11 protein-coding genes are annotated in these 20377 nt (G+C 52.7%); 9 read left to right on the top strand and 2 right to left on the bottom strand.

Annotated features, from left to right (window positions below):
* Positions 1–20 precede the first annotated feature (20 nt).
* From IEY24_RS10485 to qhpG, 3 genes are read left to right on the top strand one after another with little or no spacing between them, the layout of a single operon-like run.
* Complete coding sequence (locus tag IEY24_RS10485) at positions 21–2261, top strand: hypothetical protein (protein WP_188931405.1); 2241 nt, start codon at positions 21–23, stop codon at positions 2259–2261.
* Positions 2245–3609 (top strand): radical SAM/SPASM domain-containing protein, encoded by a 1365-nt coding sequence (locus IEY24_RS10480; RefSeq protein ID WP_188931404.1) that lies wholly within the window; start codon positions 2245–2247, stop codon positions 3607–3609. The genes IEY24_RS10485 and IEY24_RS10480 overlap by 17 nt, the downstream gene beginning before the upstream one ends.
* Positions 3610–3615: 6 nt before the next feature.
* Positions 3616–5091 carry a flavin-dependent monooxygenase QhpG gene (gene qhpG / locus IEY24_RS10475; RefSeq protein WP_188931403.1) on the top strand — a complete coding sequence of 492 codons (1476 nt, stop codon included), beginning with the start codon at positions 3616–3618 and terminating at the stop codon, positions 5089–5091.
* 15 nt (positions 5092–5106) lie between these two features.
* On the opposite strand, the gene IEY24_RS10470 is transcribed toward qhpG, so the two are convergent.
* Together IEY24_RS10470 and IEY24_RS10465 are read right to left on the bottom strand one after the other, a co-directional pair.
* Positions 5107–7314 (bottom strand): BspA family leucine-rich repeat surface protein, encoded by a 2208-nt coding sequence (locus IEY24_RS10470; RefSeq protein WP_188931402.1) that lies wholly within the window; start codon positions 7312–7314, stop codon positions 5107–5109.
* A 130-nt stretch (positions 7315–7444) separates the two neighbouring features.
* The gene (locus IEY24_RS10465) at positions 7445–7870 is read right to left on the bottom strand and encodes a hypothetical protein (protein WP_188931400.1); all 426 of its coding nucleotides are present in this window, start codon (positions 7868–7870) and stop codon (positions 7445–7447) included.
* A gap of 151 nt (positions 7871–8021) precedes the next feature.
* On the opposite strand from IEY24_RS10465, the gene IEY24_RS10460 reads away from it, so the two are divergent.
* The 6 genes from IEY24_RS10460 (at position 8022) to IEY24_RS10435 (ending at position 20196) form a co-directional block, all read left to right on the top strand.
* Positions 8022–8630, top strand: a complete 609-nt coding sequence (locus IEY24_RS10460; RefSeq protein ID WP_229221813.1) for an RNA polymerase sigma factor — start codon at positions 8022–8024, stop codon at positions 8628–8630.
* Positions 8631–8738: 108 nt separating this feature from the next.
* Positions 8739–9890: a FecR family protein gene (locus IEY24_RS10455; protein WP_188931398.1), complete on the top strand. Its 1152-nt coding sequence runs from the start codon at positions 8739–8741 to the stop codon at positions 9888–9890.
* 241 nt (positions 9891–10131) lie between these two features.
* Positions 10132–13530, top strand: coding sequence for a TonB-dependent receptor (locus tag IEY24_RS10450; protein ID WP_188931396.1), 3399 nt, complete (start codon positions 10132–10134; stop codon positions 13528–13530).
* Between the two features lie 46 nt (positions 13531–13576).
* Positions 13577–15277 (top strand): RagB/SusD family nutrient uptake outer membrane protein, encoded by a 1701-nt coding sequence (locus IEY24_RS10445; RefSeq protein ID WP_229221803.1) that lies wholly within the window; start codon positions 13577–13579, stop codon positions 15275–15277.
* A 74-nt stretch (positions 15278–15351) separates the two neighbouring features.
* Positions 15352–17955, top strand: coding sequence for an alpha-amylase family protein (locus tag IEY24_RS10440; protein WP_188931394.1), 2604 nt, complete (start codon positions 15352–15354; stop codon positions 17953–17955).
* Between the two features lie 93 nt (positions 17956–18048).
* Entirely contained in the window at positions 18049–20196 is a 2148-nt protein-coding gene (locus IEY24_RS10435) for an alpha-galactosidase (RefSeq protein ID WP_188931392.1), read from the top strand.
* The last annotated feature ends 181 nt before the right edge of the window (positions 20197–20377 follow it).

The raw sequence follows: 20377 nt of genomic DNA, 5'->3' as shown, positions 1-20377 counted from the left end.
GCCAAAAACCATTGCCGGATATGAAAATTCTAGCATTAAGAATACTTCCGCCCATCGCGATAGGGCGTTTGGGTGAATCGGACGAGCCAATGGCCGCTTATGGTCTCGAACTATCCAAAGAAAAGCCCCTGGATTTCCGGAAAATCGTACCGGAGCAAACGTTTAATGTGCATCCGTCGACCGGCGAAATAACGGCCTACCAACCGAAAAAAGTACAGTTCAAAGATGCCGAAAGCCTGGACGACAAAACCGGAAAAGCGCACCCGGTCGCCCCGTTCCTTGAAGTGTTTGCCATTACCGACCAGGCACCGGATGCGCTGGTGCCGCTCACGGTCGACTTGCTTCAAAAGGCGGGCCACGAACTGGGAGACATTAGCTGGGACGTTCGTGTGGGCAATATCAAGATATTCAGAAGGACGAACGACGAAAACGACAAGATGTATGCCGACATGGATGACATCCGGTCCCACGAGCTGAAACCGCTGCTTGGAGAATGCCCTAATTTCATCGACGGCAAAACGCTGCCGCTCGGGTATGTGCAATTCATCAAACCAACACCTGATTTTCCTGAAATTCGGTTCCGGTTTACACCCGCTGCCGGGAAGGTATACGGTTCCAGCCTGACCAGGTTCAATAACGGAAAGGAAGAGATCGACCCGGTATTTGCCGGCCGGCGCGAGGACCCTATTTTATATGATATTAAAAAAGGAAAATGGCATGGCTATTCCGAAACGAGTACGCCTAACCCGCTTTATACCAATCCGGCGCAGATATTTGCCGGGTATGCGGATAAAAACGGCAACCAGGTAAGCTGGGGCTACCTGGACGATGAATGCGACGGGTTCGTGACGGTGAAGCTCTCCGGGCCGGTGGGCACGGTATTGTCGGCCAATGCACACATCAGCGCGGGCCCGCCCGCTTACGCGCCCGACACGCTGCCGATACGCGTCGTGTCCGACGAGCTGGAACAAATTCTGCTGGGTACGGACATTAAGGAAGAAGTAACGATTGAGGAAGCGGAGGAGATCATACGCCGCGCATTCGAAACGATCCGGTTGATGAACACCGCCATTATGAACGGAAACGCCTACGAAGGCAAACTGAACGTGGCGAGCACGATGGTAAGGCAGAATACCAACGACTTCGGACGCCTCTACGAGCCTATTATGGCCACTTCGCTGGTCGACAATATGGCGTTGCAGGTATTGCACGAACGCGTTTTTGCAGGCCTGAGCACCGGAGCCTCGCCCTGGTTTGCGGACCTGCTCCGCAAACCCGAGGAGATCGGCGATCTTTCGGCCAAGGCACTTCGCAAAATGCCCGCGTTGATGCGCGGGGCAGATGGGCGGTCGCTTACGTTTACCTCCCGGCAGATCAACATGGTGATCAAAGCCGCTGCCAGATCGCTTATGCCCGGGGGCGACCTCGCACATATTGCAGACGATGTGCCGCTGGCTCCTGCCAACCTTACCGCCCAGCTGCATTACCGTGGAAAAGGGAATCCCGTCAGCGTCTTGCCCCGGACCGCCATATCCAACTGCTTCCCCGGCCTTGAATTTGATTTCCGGAACCTGTGGCGGAGGGCATTTCAGGGAATTGTATTAATTGAAAACAACAATTACGTGATAGATGCCGATGATGCCTTTAAGCATTTAATCCATCACCGCCTGGTGGCTATCGATGGGAAGCCTACGATGGTCGCTACTTCCGGGCCCGTGTTTCCGGATGGGGACAGCGTAGCCCTGCGCACGGAAGCCAACCCGAACGGCGTATCGTTTATGGAATGGTCCAATTCGATGGTGAATGTCCTGCAAAAACAGGGGCAGCAGGTTGCTTGCTATTTTACGGCTGAAACCAGCACGCATGAAGTAGTTGTGGACCTCAAAAAACTCGATGACCCTGCCCGGTATACCAAGGTAATGCTGACGGTCAATCAGGTTTTCGAAGGCGACAGCGCCGCACTTTCCGACCAGATCATTAAACCCGGTGAACTTACGCAGGGACTTTGCGCCCCGTGGCAGAACGACTACCGCGAATGCGCCTGCTATTACTGGGCAGCCAGCAGGCCCGACTACGTCAATGTCGTTGCCGACGAAAAGGGACTGAGTACCGGCGACAGCTGGATGGCTAAAAAACGCACCGGCAAATACATCCCCGACGACCGGGTCAATACCCGATTGCTTTCCTATGACGACCTGTTCATTAACTGGCAGGGCGAGCTCAACTTTATCGTGGAAGGAAAAGATGCACTTAACAGCTGAAATCGAACCGGCGGTTTCACGACTGGCCGGGACTATTGCCACGCAGTCCCGGCCCAAATCGCCGTCGGCCCACCTGATCAAAGGCGGAAGGCAGTCACAACTTTTCATTCCGAACGGCAGCAGGCTTTACGCCGTGGCGGGCGACATCGAGCAAAGGATTTCCCGCGCACTGGACGCAGGCGATGAAGCAGAATTGCAGGATTTGCTGGTCAGATGCGGCCTTTCCGCACCCGACTATGTGGATAGCACGCCACTGGAAAGCCCCAGGCTGTATGCACTCTCGCTGGCCATCGCGCAGAAATGCAATATGGGTTGTACCTATTGCTATGCCGATCAGGGCAGCTTTGGCGGGCAGGCTAAAAGTATGTCGCTGGAAACGGCGCTGAGGGCGATAGACCTGCTGATGGACGAATGTCCGGAGGGAGAAAAGGTACAGCTGACGTTTCTGGGCGGCGAGCCGCTCGCGAACCGGAAAGCGTTGACAGAAGCCACCGCCTATGCCGTTTCCAAAGCCGAAAAAAAGAAAATCAAAGTCGGTTTTTCGATTACCACCAATGGTACGATGGTTACCGAAGCTGACGCCGGGTTTTTTGAAGAATATGGCTTCGCAGTTACCGTGAGCCTGGATGGCATTGGTAAAAGCCACGATTTGCAAAGGCCGATGAAAGGGGGGAAGGGAAGTTTTGATTTGATTATGAAAAACCTGGGGCCATTGCTGGCTATGCAGGGCAAAATGCAGGTTTCCGCCCGCGTTACCGTCACGCCGCGCAACCTTGATTTGCCGGTTATGCTCGATGAATTCATCAGAATGGGTTTTCACAGCGTCGGATTTTCGCCGTTATTAAGGTCGATGAACGGCCGGGACGAAATGGGGAAGGAAGAGCTTTCGGTTTTACTGGAAAACATGATTGCCTGCGGGCTGAATTTTGAGAAAAGCGTCCTGGCAGGCAAGCGATACCCGTTCCTGAATATGGTGAATGCGTTGAAGGAGATTTCAAAAGGTACGCACAGGCCGTATCCCTGCGGGGCCGGTGCCGGTTACATGGGTGTTTCCGCCGACGAGGAGCTCTTTGCCTGCCATCGGTTCGTGAATGAGGACGAAGGCAAAATGGGTAACCTCAGCGACGGCATCGACGCAACTTTACAGAATAACTGGCTGTCGTCGCGCCACGTGGGCAATCAAAGCCCGTGCACGCAATGCTGGGCCCGTTACCTGTGCGGGGGCGGGTGCCATCACGAGGTGATCGCCAAAGGAAGGCTCTCGTGCGACTACATACGCGCGTGGCTGCATTATACGATACAGGCCCACGAGAGGCTATCGCGTCTGGCGCCCGGATGGAACATGTAATGGCTTATGGTTCAGGAATTTGAAATCGTAGTTATCGGTGCCGGCCCGGCCGGGCTTACCGCAGCTATCCGTTTAATGGAAATGGGGCATTCGGTAGCGCTCGTTGAGCAGGAAGCGTTTCCCCGCCCGCAGATCGGGGAATCGCTTTCGCCCGGGGTACGGCATATTTTTGCTTACCTCGGGGCCGGAGAGTTATTGGAAGATGCTCATTACCTGCGCGATATACCGGCAAGGGTCGCGTGGGGCGAGGGCGAGCCTGCCCTGCTGGAAGCGGGACAACGGGGCGCTGGATTGATGGTCGACAGGGCACGGATGGACGCGCACCTACTGGCATTGGCAGTAGGTAAGGGACTACATGTTTTCCAGCCTGCGAAAGTAGTCGCCTCGTCGTTTCGCAATGATCAGTATGAATTGAAAATACAGTCGGCGGCTGGTAACGAACAGATTACCAGCCGCGTAGTTTTAGACGGTCGTGGCCGGAAGGGCGCGCATTCCCGCGAGCGGGTTGAACTGGCCCCGGCGTCGGTCGGTATCTGGACGAACGTTCCTTCCAATGCAATGCCGGCCCGACCCCACGAAACCCGTATTGAAACGGTTGACGAAGGATGGATATGGGGCGCGCCGGTCCCGGGGAACCAGTATCGCATCATGGCGTTCGCGGACCCGGAGTCGGTTAAAGAAAAAGGTCCGGCAAGGGTATTACAGCAAATGCGCTCCAACTCGCGGTTATTCGCACCTTTGGCTAACGATACTTTGAATACGGGCATCAAAAGCTGCCTCGTGAACGCCTACGTGCATACCCGCCCGTGGGACGAGCGATTCATAAAGATCGGCGAGGCTGCATTTACACTCGATCCCCTATCCTCAACAGGGGTGGAGGCAGCGATGCGCTTTTCGTTGCAAACGGCCATCGCGGTCCATACGATGCTTTCGGACGGAAACCCGGCTGTGGCCAGGACATTCTATGAAAGTAAGCTCGCCGACGCCGTGGCCAGTCATTGCCGCTGGACTTCCGACTATTATGCACAGTCGGGCAAGTTGGAAACGCCGTCCTCTTTTTGGGCAAAAAGAAGAAACTTTCGCCTGGACGACATAACTGTTTCCAATGACTTTACTGCATTGGTAAAACAGCGGTCGACCCGGGAGGACGCGGCACGGGAAATCAAAGAACCGCCAGCCATCCCCATCGATCCGCTTATCCGTTTTCTTTGGGACAAGCCCGTTCGCTTGTCGGACCAGCTGGCATTCAGCTCCGAATTCGCTGTCACGGGCGACCGGGTCGAAATCCGGCGTGCATTGGTGCATCCTAATCTTTTAAGGCCAATGGTTTACCTTAACCAGATTGAAATACCCCCGCTTCTGAATGCTTTGCACGAAGGTGCAACCTACGGCACCGTTATCGAAACCTGGTGCCGTCATGTAACGTATACGGAAGTCAAAAAGGTATTAGGCTTCCTTTGGGGGGCGGAAGTTCTTCAATAATGGTTTATCTTAATGCTATCGCTGGATTACAAGCTTCTGCGTTTCCGCCCCGATTTTGACAAAAAATAGTCCGGGAGGAAGCACATGAATATCAATGGGTACCGCTGCATTGAATTCTTTTTTCAGTAACAATCTCCCTTCAATATTGGAAATGGATACTTCATTGTTCGTTCCCAAATTCTTCACAAATAGTTGGTTTTGAGCCGGATTAGGGTAAATTCCAAACATTGCCGCATGACTTTTGACCGAAATAATACTGGAATAGTCGAACGTATGGTCAAAATCGATCTGTTTCAGGCGGTAGTAACTGGTCGGGAATGGGTTTGAGTCCGTAAAATCATATTTCCTCACTTCACTGGCATCCCCGCTGCCGTCGACAAAACCGATTTTTTCAAACTTCCGGGCATCAGCACTCCTTTCGATTTCAAAGCCTGCATTGTTTTCTTCACCGGCTGTTTTCCAGTTTAGTAAAACGGCGTTGCCCTGCTGTTTGCCTGTGAAACTGATCAGCCTCACGGGTAAAGCACAATTGGTCCCCGAAGCCTCATCGTTGTTGATTATCCAGCCCTTGTTGCTGATCAGGTTTGTTCGGGCGGCCACCGCATTGGTGCCATATGGTCGTTGGAATGCGCCAAGTTCGAGGTCGTTGGGCGTGAGGGCGTTGTTGCTCCATCCGATCAGCGAGGCGCTGTAATTAATGCAGTCCAGTCCACTGTTATTCAGCATACTGCCCAGGTTGACGGCCGCACTGAAAGTCCAGTCGCCGATCTGGTGATTAAAGGCCTTGGCACTGAAAAACATGCTACTCATATCCACCACGCTAGCTACATTCCATCCGCCGATGGCCTGGTTAAATTGAGTTGCACCCTGAAACATGCTCTCCATAGCCATCACGTTGGCGGTGTTCCAGGTCCCGATGGGTTGGTTGAAGGCCGGAGCGCTCAAAAACATCGACGTCATATCCCTGACGCCGGCGGTGTTCCAGGTGCCGATGGGCTGATTAAATACGGAGGCGTCTTGAAACATCCTGTTCATGTTGGTAACATTGGCAGTATTCCAGTTCCCGATCGGCTGGTTAAATGCCTTAGCGCCAGCGAACATCGAGCTCATATCCGTGACATTAACGGTGTTCCATATGCCTATGGACTGATTGAAGAGCGTGTCGTTCGCAAACATGCCCCTCATCGTCGTGACTTTTCCGATGTTCCAGCCATTGATCGGCTGGTTGAACTGGCAATGCTGAAACATGAAACTCATATCGGTAACATTGCCGGTATTCCATGTCCCGATTGGCTGATTGAAGGCCGTGGCGCTGTTAAACATAAAGGTCATGCCGGTAACCTTGGCTGTGTTCCAACTGCCGATCGGCTGGTTGAATGCGGAGGCATTCAGAAACATCAGGCTCATATCGGTGACATTAGCAGTGTTCCAGCTGCCGATGGGCTGGTTAAATGCGTAGGCGTCCAGAAACATGCCCCTCATATCGGTAACCTTGTCGGTATTCCAGTTGCCGATGGGTTGGTTAAAGACCTTGGCACCAAAAAGCATGCTGTTCATGTTCAATACGTTGGCTGTGTTCCAGCTGCCGATCGGCTGGTTAAATGCGGCGGCATTGGAAAACATACCATACATGTTGGTTACATTCGCTGTATTCCAGGTACCTATGGGTTGGTTGAACATGGAAGCATTTTCAAAGATCGCGCTCATGTTCGTGACGCTGGCGGTATTCCAGGCACCTATATTAGTCGGTCCGGTCAATACCTTGCAGCTGGAGAACATCCGTGCCATGCTGATAACCAGGCTCAGATTGGGCATATCGGTTGCGCTGATTTGCAAATTGGAGCAACCAAGGAACGCTGTCGCCATAGTTGTCCATACGGTCGTTCCCCACTGCCGGACATCAATCAGCCGTTCCGCGTCGCCGCCTACACCGACAATGATGTTACTGAAATTGGTGGGGCTAATACTGACGTCGATCGTAGCACCCGTAGGCAGCCCGGTGATAATGCTTATCGGTCCGGTAAATGTCCCCGAGCCCGAGGCGCTACCCGGCGATACTTCCGTCCAGGAATAGCTGACCGGCCCGGTGGAGTTGATTACAAAGTAGAGCTGCGTCAGTCCTGATCCGACATTGGCCAGGTTCCATCGGGTAATAAATTCATTTTGGGCAAATGCCTGGGTGGTTAGCGATAATGCCAGCAGTAAGTAGAACAGTTTTTTCATAATAGCATGGGTGAAGTTTTGAGCGACACCGCAATGCTACCTCAGATCCACCGGAATGAGGTGGAGATTTGTGCCAAATAGGTGTAAGCCTGTCCCAGGCAACGGAACAGCACGGATGTAATACCTTCACTCAACGATTTTGGAAGCCATGCACGGCGAACTTGTGTTTTTCAGAGCCATGCCGGACGAACAACGTACCCTTGTACTCCGTCGTCCCGTCGTCAATTCGTTTCGCCTCTTTTACAGCCAGGGTAATGTTATAGTCGGTTGCTGAAAAGTACATCTCGAACCCTTTGGCACTCTTCACGGTCATAGTGTGGCTCAGGAAGATGTTCTTGTCCCCGTCGACAAAAACAGCTTTCTTCAGAAGATCTGCTGAAAAAATGTAATGCTTGTCGGCAAGAGGCACTTGCCGCAGGGCAAAGAAATAGCCGACATTTTCATTCAGGGGACTTTTAACAACCGTTGCGACCAGACGGCCCCCGGCGGTTTGCCAGGCGTCGGCCGCCGGCATCAGAAGGCCCGTAAATGCGAGCCAGAGTGGTAGTGTGTTCATAAGTGGCTGATCGAAAAGTGGTTAAACTGAAAGTGAAGAACAGGTGAGACCATTTTCCATACAAAAATCGTACCGCGACCAGAAAATGGGGGTGTTTCCCCAAACCGTGAATTTTTTTTGTATTTAAGGTTTTTTATCTTTCACTTTACCGGTGAAAAATATCCAGGCAATGGCCGGCGAACCCACAGATGAAACAAAATGCTGGAAGGAGCTCCTTTCTGGCAGCAAAGAGGCTTATGCGGCAATCTACGGATTGCACGTGAAGGCAATGTACCGTTACGGGATGAGCCTGGTGTCTATTTCCGAGGAGTTCGTCTTGGACTGCATTCATGATGTTTTTGCCGAGATCTGGATCAGACGCGAGCGGCTGACTGTTCCCGACAACATTCGTTCGTACCTGTTTGTTGCGTTGAAAAACAGGATATTGCATTTGCTGAAACGGCAGGAGCGCCCGCATATGTTTGTGCCCCAGGAGAATTTCGAGGACCTGTGGTTCGAATCCTCCGCAGAAGATATCCTCACACAAAAGGAGGAATCGGCAAGCAGGGAGGAACTGCTTACTCGCATGGTTGCCCGGCTCCCACCGCGCCAGCAGGAAGCCATCCGACTCCGGTTCGTCGAAAACATGGATTACAACGAAATAGGGCAGGTGCTGGAAGTCAATACCCAGTCGGCGCATAATCTGGTATTTCGAGCCATGGAAAAACTACGTGGCTGGCTTTTAGCGGCATTCTTCATTTTTCAATCCGGCTCCTTTTGAAAATAATATTTTGTAACTCCCGGTACTTTTAAAATTTTTTTAAAATTTATTCAACCTGCCGAGTATGAAAATGAAGTATCTGTTATCTAACTGTAAAACAATCTTGCAGTGGACAACACATACGAGCATTTTGGACCGGTAGACTTCGTAACGGACGATCAGTTTCTGAGGCATCGCCTGGCTCCCTCAGCGAACTCAGAGGCGTTTTGGGCGGAGTACCTCGGCATCTATCCCCACAAAAAAACAGAATGGCTACAAGCGGGGGAACTGCTCAATGCGGTGCTGCTGGGGCTGACGAGCTATTCGAGAACGTATCTTTCCGAAGAAGAGGAAGCAAAGCTGCTCGACAGGATCCTGCGTACCACGGAAGCGCACGACGCAGATATCCGCACACAAGAAGCCGCGCCGGTAAAGCCGCTCCGGGAAAGTTCGGGCTGGTACCTGAGAGCCGCTGTCGCTGCCGCCGTCGCATTGGCAGTCATAGCGACGGGTTACCTGGCGTGGCGGCCGAAAAATTCCCCCCAAGGCCGTTATGCCGAAACCATCACCGCATTGGAAAGTACTTCCACAGTAACCCGGCACACCAACAAATCGGCGCAGCCAGAGCTTTATTACCTGCCCGACAGTTCGTCGGTAATGCTCTCCCCGAAGAGCGAGGTCAGTTTTACTTCCGCATATAACCAGCAGAATCGCAGCGTATACCTCTCGGGAAAAGCAACGCTGGATGTGGTTCCGAATGCCGGAAAGCCGTTCTATGTGTATGCCAACGAGGTCGTTACCAAAGTATTGGGTACCAAATTCGAGGTAGTCGCGTTCGACGACGGCTCGGATGTTACGGTAAAGGTGTTGGATGGTAAAGTAACTGTCTATCAGAACAATGTGAGGAATAATGGGGCAATTGGTGCCCCGAAACAGTCAGCTATTCTGCTGCTGCCGAACCAGCTTGTGGTGTTCGACCGGAAAGCGGAGTTGTTCGACAAGCGCTTAGTGGAAAACCCCGTATCGCTGCCCGACATAAAATCCCTGCCCAGATTCGAATACGAGGACGCCTACGCGGTGAGGTTTTTTGAAGATATTAAAAAAGCATATGGGGTAAATGTAGTCTATAACCCCGAATTACTGGAAAATTGCCAGTTTTCAGCCGCATTTTCAGATGAAAGCCTGCCGGAGAAACTGAATGTGGTTTGCAAAACGATCGGCGCGTCGTACGAGATCATCGACGCGCAGGTAGTGATCACCACCACCGGATGTAAACCATAACGCTATATTTTTTTGACTTACCTAACCCTTTAACCTTTTCAACCAAATCCCTCTTCCCATGAGAACATAACTACTATCCCATACTTCTTAAGCAACATGGCCAATGATGCTTGCTCCATCATTGGCCTGTGTTAATCCTTAGCATCCCGGAGAGGTTGGAAGGATCGCTTGTGTCCGAATTTTTCAAACGAACAACTGATTCAAAAGTATGAAACAAGCAAGACATTTACTATTCCAATGTATGAAAATATCGTTGGTTCAGGCGTTACTGGCGTTTGTGTTTATGGGGGTTTCCTGGGCTAACGATCTGTCAGCACAGGAACTGTTGAGTCGTCGGGTCAGCCTGAACCTGACAGAGGTAAAACTCAGACCTGCACTGAAAGAACTGGAAAGGATCGCTGACGTGCGGTTCTCCTACACGCCCCAGATTGGCCAGTCGCAGCATGTGGTTACGCTCAAAGTGACCAACGCGCCGCTGGGTTACCTGCTCGACAAACTTTTTCAGCCAATGAACATCCGGTACGAGCTGAGCGGGAAGCACATTATTCTCTCGCGCATTCCCGCAGCGCCCACGCCCGTGAAAGTGGAAGTGAACGAGGCGCAGATGATCAACATGGCGCCGGTTAAGGGAAAGGTAGTCGACGAGATCGGCGTGCCGCTTGCGGGCGTCAGCATCCTGCTCAAAGGCACCACCACCGGCACGCTCACCAATGCGGAAGGCGAGTTTTCCTTCGACGTGCCCGGCGGCGACGGCATTCTGGTGTTCAGTTTTGTGGGATTTGTATCCGAAGAAGTGCCCATCGGAGGCAGGACTTATCTGGATATTAAACTGGAACCGTTGGCCAGCGCGCTGAACGAGGTGGTCGTCGTGGGATATGGTACCCAGAAGAAGATTTCCATGACAGGAGCAGTAAGCACGGTGTCTGCCGACGCCATCAAAAACGTACCCACCGCGAACATTACCAATGCGTTGGCGGGGCGCATAGCAGGCTTGTTCGCAACGCAGAAAAGCGGCGCGCCGGGATCTGGGAGTACGCTGATCATCAGGGGTAAAAGCACGTTCAATTCAACAGATCCTATTTATGTAATCGACGGGATAGTCCGCACCGCCGGCGACTTCGAGGCGTTCAGCACGACTGAAATAGACAATATTTCGGTATTGAAGGATGCGACCTCGGCCGCCGTTTACGGGGCCCGCTCGGCCAATGGGGTGATCCTCGTGACCACCAAACGGGGCACCGCGGACGCGCCTACTTTCACGTACAGCGCATACGTGGGCAAGGAGTCTCCCAGCAAAGTCCCCGAGCGTATGAATGCGTATGAACATGCATTGTACCGCAACAATGTGGCCCGGTTCAACAACAGGCCTATTACCGACCCTTCGTATTATACGCAGGATGAAATCGATTATTTCCGGAACAACAACGTCAACTACGACTGGTTTAAAGGCGCCTGGCAGAACCCGGTTTTCACTCAGCACAACCTGAGCGTGTCGGGCGGGAGCGAAAAGGTGAAGTACTTTTCCAGTCTGGGCTATAACTATCAGGATGGCGGGTTCAAAAACCTGAAATACGACCGTTTTAACCTACGGTCCAATGTGGATGCCAAAATAGCGAAAGGCCTCAATATGGCATTGATGGTAGACGCCAGCCTCCAAAAACGCGACAGGCCGTACTGGCCGTACGACGGCGGGGACGACGACCGGATGTACGATCTTTACCGCGGGCTGCTCAACAAACCATCGTTCATGCCCTGGAAAATAGGGGATAAGTATGTCCGCGCATTCCAGCAGTGGAACCCCATCGGCCTGATCGACAACGCCGGTTTCAGAAGCATTAGGAAAAACACATTCAATGGGATACTGAAACTGGATTATGCCATTCCGCACGTCGACGGTCTGAAAGCGAACGTCTCTTTCAACTACCGCAAATACTACGATTACGACAAGACCGTCCGTAAAAAATACCCGGTTTCTGAATTCAAAACCACAGGCGGGCACAACCACCTGTTGACGGACGAAGTAACCAACAGCCTGCTGCTGGGCGACTGGGAGAACAACGCATACGCGTCTTTCAGCGAGGCTAATTCCTATCAGCTCAACGCGGGATTGCAATACGAAAAGACATTCAACGAAAAGCATTTCCTGACCATCATGGGAATGTACGAGCAGGCGGAAGGCACCGGGAACTACCTCTATGGCAGCCGGAACAAGCTGCTGACGCCCACCATCGAGCAGCTATTTATCGGCAATGCCGCCAGCGAAAACCAGAGCGCCACCGGCAGCGCTTCCGAAACCGGCAGGTTGGGCTACATTGGGCGTGTGACTTACTCTTACAATGAGAAATACCTCTTCGAAGCAAACTTTCGGTCGGATGCTTCCCTGAAATTTGCGCCGGAAGGCCGCTGGGGCTTCTTTCCTTCGGTGTCGGCAGGCTGGCGCTTGTCGGAGGAATCGTTTGTTAAAAACAATTTCAAAAACATCGACAACCTGAAACTGCGCGCCTCGTACGGTTTGCTAGGGAATGATGGTGGGGCAAATGTGGCCGAGTATGGTTACCAGAGCGTCTTTTCCGTTGCGAGCGGTGCGGTGTTCGGTTCGGCCACTTCCGGTATTGCTCCGGGTGCATTGCCGAACTACAACATTACCTGGGAAAAAACGCGAATTACCGACATCGGTCTCGAAGGGTCGCTGTGGAGAGGATTGCTGAGTTTTGAACTGGATTATTTCAGAAAGTATACCTACGATATTCTTGGGGCGAGGGTGATTTCAATACCCAATACTTTCGGGGCGACGCTCCCCAAAGAAAATTATGGCATCGTGAGCAACCAGGGCATCGAAATTGTTGCGCGACATGACCACACCCTGAAAAACGGCTTACAGTATTTCCTGGGCGGTAATTTCAGTTTTGCAAGAAACAAAGTAAAGCAGCAGGATTACGCAGCCGGCGCGTTCGATTATCAAATCCCGACAGGACGTCCGATGGGTTATTTGTCCGGTTATGAAGCAGCCGGCATAGCCCGCACCCAGGCCGACCTGGAAAACCTGCCCAAATGGGGCACCTACGAATGGTCGCTTGGGGACGTGATCCTGAAAGACCAGAATGGTGACGGTACAATCGATTCGAAAGATATGGTCGTGCTATCGAAACAGGGCACGGCGGCGGAAATCATGTACGGCATCACTACCGGCGGGCGCTGGAAAGGCTTTGACCTGAATGTGCTGTTACAGGGCGTTGCCAACCGCAAGCTCGTATTTCCGAACCGCAGCGACCTTTGGGACGAGCAGGCGATATTGAAAATATGGACGGATTCCTGGTCACCGGAAAATCCCGACGCCAAATACCCGCGTGTAGGAGGTATCGGTGCGAGCAGTTACGGAGCGAGCCGGGTTTCTTCCTCATTCTGGCTTATGAACGGCAACTACATTCGTTTGAAAAACGTCGAGCTCGGCTACTCATTGCCGAAGGCTTTGACCAACAAGCTGGGTATCGGGGCGTTACGTATATATGTATCCGGTGCTAACTTACTGACCTTCGATAAAATCAAGGTCTCCGATCCGGAAGCCATCGAAGGTCCGTTCGGCGTATACCAGTACCCGATCATGAAAAGCTACAATGCGGGATTGTCCCTCAGGTTTTGAGCGGGACGGGTAACAATGTTTCAGTTGATCAAAGAATTAGACAAAAATGAGAAAGAGAACATATCAATACCTGTGCGCTGTTATGCTGGCGAGCTCCCTCGGACTGATTTCCTGTGAGGATGTGCTGGACAAAAAGAACCTGTCGGCTATTACCGAACGGGACGTGTGGACGGACCCCGCGCTGGCGACGGCATTTGTGAACAATGTTTACCTGTCGGTGCCCTCCTGGGATGTGGCCGTTGCCGATGCGACGGACGAAGCCTCCCGGGGCAGTATCTGGATTTCGGGTACCACCACCATCGATAACGGAGGGCCGGCTTACTGGCCTTATGCCGATATTCGCAAAATGAACCTGTTCCTGCGGGAGATCGACAAACCGTCCAGCACCATTGACCAGGCCGTCAAAACGACGCTGAAAGGGCAGGTACGGTTTATCCGGGCATTCGTTTATTTCGAAATGATCAAGCGCTACGGCGGCGTTCCGCTGGTAATTACCGCACAGGAGCGCGAAGACGACCTGCTCGTGCCGCGTAGCTCGACGAAGCAATGTTTCGATTTTGTGATTTCCGAACTGAATACTGCGGCAGGCGAATTGCCGGAATCGTATCCGGCCGCAGACCTGGGGCGCGTTACCAAAGGCGCAGCGCTGGCGATGAAAGGACGCGTGCTGCTTTTCCGTGCCAGTCCGCAGTTCAACCCTACCAATAACGCGGCGCACTGGCAGGCGGCTTACGACGCTAATAAGGAGGCCATCACTTACCTTTCTTCCAAAGGAGTCGGGCTGGTGGATACTTACAGCAATGCGGCATTGTTCCTGGCTGAGATGAATAAGGAAGTAATCTTCGCGATCCGCTTCCTGAACCCCGCCGGGCGCACGCAGAGCCGCGACGCGGCCGTGCGGCCGATAGACTTTACGGCGAATGCAACCGGTGGCTGCCACCCAACGCAGGAAATGGTGGACGCGTTCCCATTGAAGAGCGGTAAAAAGACCGCCTGGAACGATCCTCAATATGCAGGCGATGTGACCAAAAGCTGGCAGAACAGGGATAACCGGTTCTACACCACAGTCGTGTACAATGGCGCTTCTTATCTTGGCAAAACCATGGAGCTGAATGCCGACGCTTCCGGCAACGGTTATTCCTACGGCAAGCAGAATGGCAGCCTCACCGGCTATTATTCAAGAAAGGCGGTGGACGAGTCGTTGGACATTACCAATTCGCAAATCTCCGGAACGGATTACATCGATATGCGCTACGCCGAAGTGCTGATGAACTATGCCGAAGCGGCGATGGAACTCAACAAGCTGCCGGAGGCATTTGACGTGCTCAAACAGATCCGCAAGCGCGCGGGCATCAATGAAACGACGCCTGGGGATGCATCTTTGGCAGGCAAGCTGTACGGGCTGAGCCCTTCCATGGGCCAATCGGAAATGCGGCAGGCTATCCAGGACGAACGGTACATCGAGTTTGCATTCGAGCAGAAAAGGTTGTGGGATTTGCGCAGATGGCGGCTGATGCACCTGAAAATGACGGGCAAAGACAAACGTCATGCGATGATCCTGAACACCGATGCTTCGAAGCCGGGCGGTTTTACCTATACGCTTTATGACCGCGACAATGCGCCGATGGTTTACAATGAAAACATGTATTTCCTGCCGCTAAGCACGGCTACCATTCAGGGAAATGCTAATCTGAAACAAACCAAAGGCTGGGGCGACGGCACTTTCGACCCGCTGGAAGGGATGTAAGATGAAACCGGTGTCCCGGAATGCAAGCTGCGTAACGGGACACCTTATTTCTTTTACCAAATTTTCCTAAACCCATGAAGAGAGGCATTCTCGCAGGAATACTCGTTTGCTTTACCACAACATCGTTCGCGCAGGAGCTGGTTATCCGAAATGACCAGATCCAGCGTGTGTTGTCTTATGACGGGCAGGTATGGCGAACGGTCCGGTTTGCGGACGCTTCCGGCAAAACTGCATTGACTACCCGGAGCGACGAGTTTCACATCCTGCCCATGCAAGCAGAGAAGGGCTTCACAGTAGGCGATTTCGTTGCCGACAGCCTGCCGGTCAGTTCGCATTCGGCTGATACCAGTTTTGTCAGAATCGCTTACCGGCCCAAACCGGCGATAGCGGGCAAGTCGGGCGTGCCCGAAAAGCTGCTCATTACCTATTTTACAGTTAAAGGCCAGCGGCATATCCGTAAAGCCCTCGCACTGGATTATGCGGGTACCGCGGCCGGCGATCCCGCGACCGGATCGCCGGGGTCCGGCCATCCGGCCGCGGTCGATCGCCTGGAAGTGGAGCGCTTCGAAGTGAGTAAGCCAGCCACCGGGGGCGGGCGGGGAGAACCTGTTTTTATCGACAACAAATGGTTTGCCGGTCTCGAATATCCGGCCGGGTACAGCCGCCATACCAACGGCAACACGCCTGCCGATTATGCAAGGCATTATGAGAAAGTAGGCAATTACAGCTTCATCGACCTTGAAGGAAGGGATATCGAGCCCGCCGGAAAGGCAGGTTTGATCAGGCTGATGCATTTTCCGGGTTACGCCGCTACCGCCGACTCGGTCCGTTTCAGTATCAAAAGCAAGACAGCGGTGTTCGGATTTGCGCAGGCAGGTTCGTCGATCCATCAAGCATTCATACAATACCTGGCTACGGTATGGAAAGCACCGCGGTCGTTTTTGCATTATAACAACTGGTTCGAACCACGGGCGAAAGACCTGAGCGGGAATGCGTTGGTCGATATTTATAAAGAATTCCGCACCGCTACGGAACCCTACGGCGTGAAACTCGACGCCATGGTAATCGACGATGGCTGGCAAGACAGAAAATCGGTTTGGCAGCCTTTGCCAAAATTTTTCCCCAATGGCTGGGCGGACGTCAAAAAGCTCGCCGGCAACCTCAAAAAGGAAGGTGTTGACTTTGGATTCTGGCTTTCGTTGAACGGCTATACCAATGACATCGACTGGGGAGTGCAAAACGGCTACCGTGAGGCTATTCCTAACCCGTACTTTAAACAATTCAGGCGATATTACAGCCTGTCGGCGCCGGCCTACAAACGCGAACTGCTGCGGCAGGTGCAACATATCGTGAGAGAAACAGGGACGGTTTACTATAAACACGATTTCAACGAGCTGAGCGACACGGGCGAGGGGAACGGGCACCCGGCTACCGACAGGCACGGGCACGAAGCGAACCTGGATGCGGCCATCGAAGTACTGCTGGCAACACGGAAAGTAAAACCGGATATTTTACAAAACCTCACCAACTGGGTCTGGTTTTCGCCCTGGTGGCTGATGTACGGTGACTACCTGTGGATGCTCGCCGGTGACGACGGTACCAATGGGAACTGGCCGGAAATCTCAACGCGTGCCATGGCCTCCACCGACCGCGATACGTACATCTGGCGCATGTGGGGCAATGCCGCCGACCGCCCGCTGGTACCCATCTCGCGCCTCATGACCCACGGGATCATCAAAAGTTCCGACGGCAGAATGGAAAGCAAGGAGGATGATTTGCAGGACTGGCTGGAACACGTGCTGATGCATTACGGCCGGGGTACGCTGCTGAAAGAATGGTACATTACGCCCTCCGCCCTAAAACCCGACGAATGGAAAGCGCTTTGTACCGTAGATAGCTGGGCAAAGGAAAACCGGGAAACGCTCAACAATACGGTGTACGTGGGAGGCAGGCCCGACGAAGGCCAGGCCTATGGCTATATAGGCTGGCATGACCAAAACGGCATTCTTGTGGCCCGTAACCCCAGCGCGGAAACACAGAAACTGATTATTCCTTTCGATGAAAGCACGGGTTTTTACAAGAAAAAGGGAGAAAACTATGCTGCAACCGTGCTGTTCCCGTATCAGGATGCTTACCCTGCTGCGTTCCAATCAGGCGGCAAGATAGTGATCGAGCTGCCGGGCTATGCGACCATGGCTTTTTCATTCGGGAAAGGGAAACCAATGCGATCTGTCAAGCCTGCGGGTAAGATCGTTTGGAACAATATAAGCAAAGCAAACGGTAAGAGGGAAACCACGCTGACCGTACCTACCGACACGGGTAACCGCTGTGACCTGCTGCTGATCGGCTATCCGGAGCTTCCGGTGATTCAAATAAACGGAGCGACGGTAGCCCCGCGAAGGAGCTCGAAATCCGGCATCAACCAATTTGCCGGTTATGCCAGAGCGGGCATGCTCAGCGAAAAGGCGCGGGCCTGGAATATGCAGGCATTCGATCTGCGACCGTATAAAGGCCAGCGTATCACCATTTCCTATGACGGGAAGGGAGGATTTGAAAGCTATTTGCTCGCCGAGCGGCTGGTGCCGTCATCTGCTTTAAAATCGGCCGAAAAGAATTTGTTATGGCCCATTACCAATAGTACCCGGCGTGAAACGGTGCGACTTTGCGAGGGGAAGTAGTATTTTTGAAAAACCTTGGAAGAACCTATGGCAGGAAAACGCCACAACCAGTAACCTTTTAAACCGCCCTTAATCAATTCCCAATTACCTTTTATGAAATACTTTCTTTTAGCACTTGGCCTCCTCAGTTTTTCCTCCCGCGCACAAACGGCCGGCGGGGACAGCGACTGGCTTGTCAAACCCACCATCGCCAAAGCGCGTATCGATCAATCAGCAGGCGATATCGTCATGTCCAATGGCCTGGTGAAAAGGGCATTCCGGCTCAAACCCGACCTGGCTTGCATTGAATACAAAAACCTGACCAACGGCCAGCAACTGCTCCGCGCGGTGAAACCCGAAGCGAGGGTGGTAGTGAATGGCGTCGCCTATAATGTAGGCGGATTGTACGGGCAGAAAGAAAATGCGTACCTGCTGCCGCAGTGGATCGATCAGCTGAAAGTGTCGGACAGTGCGTTTCATTACATCGACCTGAAAATTTCGAAAATAGAGCCTTACCTGAAATGGAAGACCGCCATGTGGGCAGGAAGCAAGAAAAATGCCACCGGAAGTGAGGTAACATTCCGTTTCGGCTCGTCGCTTCCCGTGCTCGCGGGCGTGGATGTATACGTGCATTACGCGATCTTCGACGGCATTCCGCTGGTATCCAAATGGGTGACGATCGAAAACAGAAGCAAGAACGATATGACGGTCGATCAGGTTGTGAACGAGATCCTGGCCGTGACGGAAGAGGAAAGCGCGGTAGTAGGCAAGCCGGAAGAAATGGCTAAGCCCAATGGTTTGTACATTGAAAACAATTTCGCATTCAACAATGCCATGCGTTACCCGCTCAGCGACCAGGCGACGCATTGGAAGGTGGATAAAAGCTACACCTCGCAGGTTAATTACGATTACCAGACGCCCTGTTTGCTCGAAGTTCATCCGAAGGTAGCTATGGGAACGCGCCTTAAAGCGGGCGAAAAGCTGGAATCAATCCGTACGTACGAATTGCTGATGGATAGCTACGACCGCGAACGCAAAGGGATGGCCATTCGTAAAATGTACCGGACCATCGCGCCCTGGACGACGGTCAACCCGATTTTCATGCACCTGGTAAGCAAAAACGACGAGCAGGTACGGACGGCGATCGACCAATGCGCGGCTACGGGCTATGAAGCGCTGATCCTTAGCTTCGGAAGCCATTGTAATATGGAGGATGTTTCACCCGAAAACCTCAAAAAATGGAAGGACCTGACCGACTATGCACACAGTAAAAAGATCATGATCGGCAGCTATTCGCTTTTTAGCTCGCGGAAGATCAGCGAAGAGGACGACGTCATTAACCCAAAAACGGGTAAAACCGGCGGCGCATTCTTCGGCAACGCGCCCTGCATGGGGAGCAAATGGGGCCTGGCTTACCTGGATAAGCTAAAAAAATTCATGAGCTACACGGGTTTCGATATTTTTGAAAACGACGGGCCTTATCCGGGCGACGTTTGTGCGTCCACGTCACATCCGGGCCACGAGGGCCTGGTTGACTCGCAATGGAAGCAGATGGCGCTGCAAAAAGGCCTCTATCACTGGTGTGCCGAAAATGGTATTTACGTGAATGCGCCAGATTGGTATTTCCTCGATGGCACCAACAAAGTGGCCCTCGGTTACCGGGAGGTGAACTTTTCCCTCCCGCGCGAACAGCAGAAAATCCTGAACCGCCAAAACATCTACGACGCGACCTGGAACGAAACGCCGTCGATGGTATGGGGTTTTGTGCCGCTCACCAAATACCAGGGCGGCGGGCCGGAGGCGGTGCTCGAACCGCTGTCGGAGCACCTGGATGCCTACGAGCAACTGATGATGCAGTACTATGGCGCTGGTGTGCAGGCATGCTACCGCGGCCCAAGACTGTACGATACCGACGAGACAAAAAAGACCGTGAGCAATGTAATCAGCTGGTATAAAAAGTACCGCGACATCCTCAATTCCGACGTTATCCACCTCCGCCGCGCCGACGGCCGCGATTGGGACGGCATTATGCACGTCAACCCCGAGTTGCCGGCGAAAGGATTGGTGATGCTGTACAATCCAACGAGCGAGAAAATGGTCAGAAATATCAAATTGCCATTATACTACACCGGCAAAGATCAATCGGTGAAGATCCGGGTAAAAGAAGGCGTAGCGCAATCCTACAAGGTGGGTCGTAACTACGAGGTAGATTACAAAGTGGAGATACCTGCGGAGAGCTACACCTGGCTGGTAGTGGAATAGGGTACGTCTGCCGGTAACGGCGCGTAAAATGAAAGAGACAAGTCTGCGTCGTGAGCGGGCTTGTCTCTTTTTGTTTTGTGAAAGTATAGAATAGTATAGTGCTTTAATTTTTACCATATAATCCTCTAAAAGTGTCATAATGATACTTATTGATAGCTATTTAGCCATAAAATGATGTATT

Source organism: Dyadobacter endophyticus (assembly GCF_014641595.1).
GTDB lineage: Bacteria > Bacteroidota > Bacteroidia > Cytophagales > Spirosomataceae > Dyadobacter > Dyadobacter endophyticus.
Note: the sequence above shows the minus strand (reverse complement) of the source record. Positions and strands in the feature narration are given on the sequence as shown.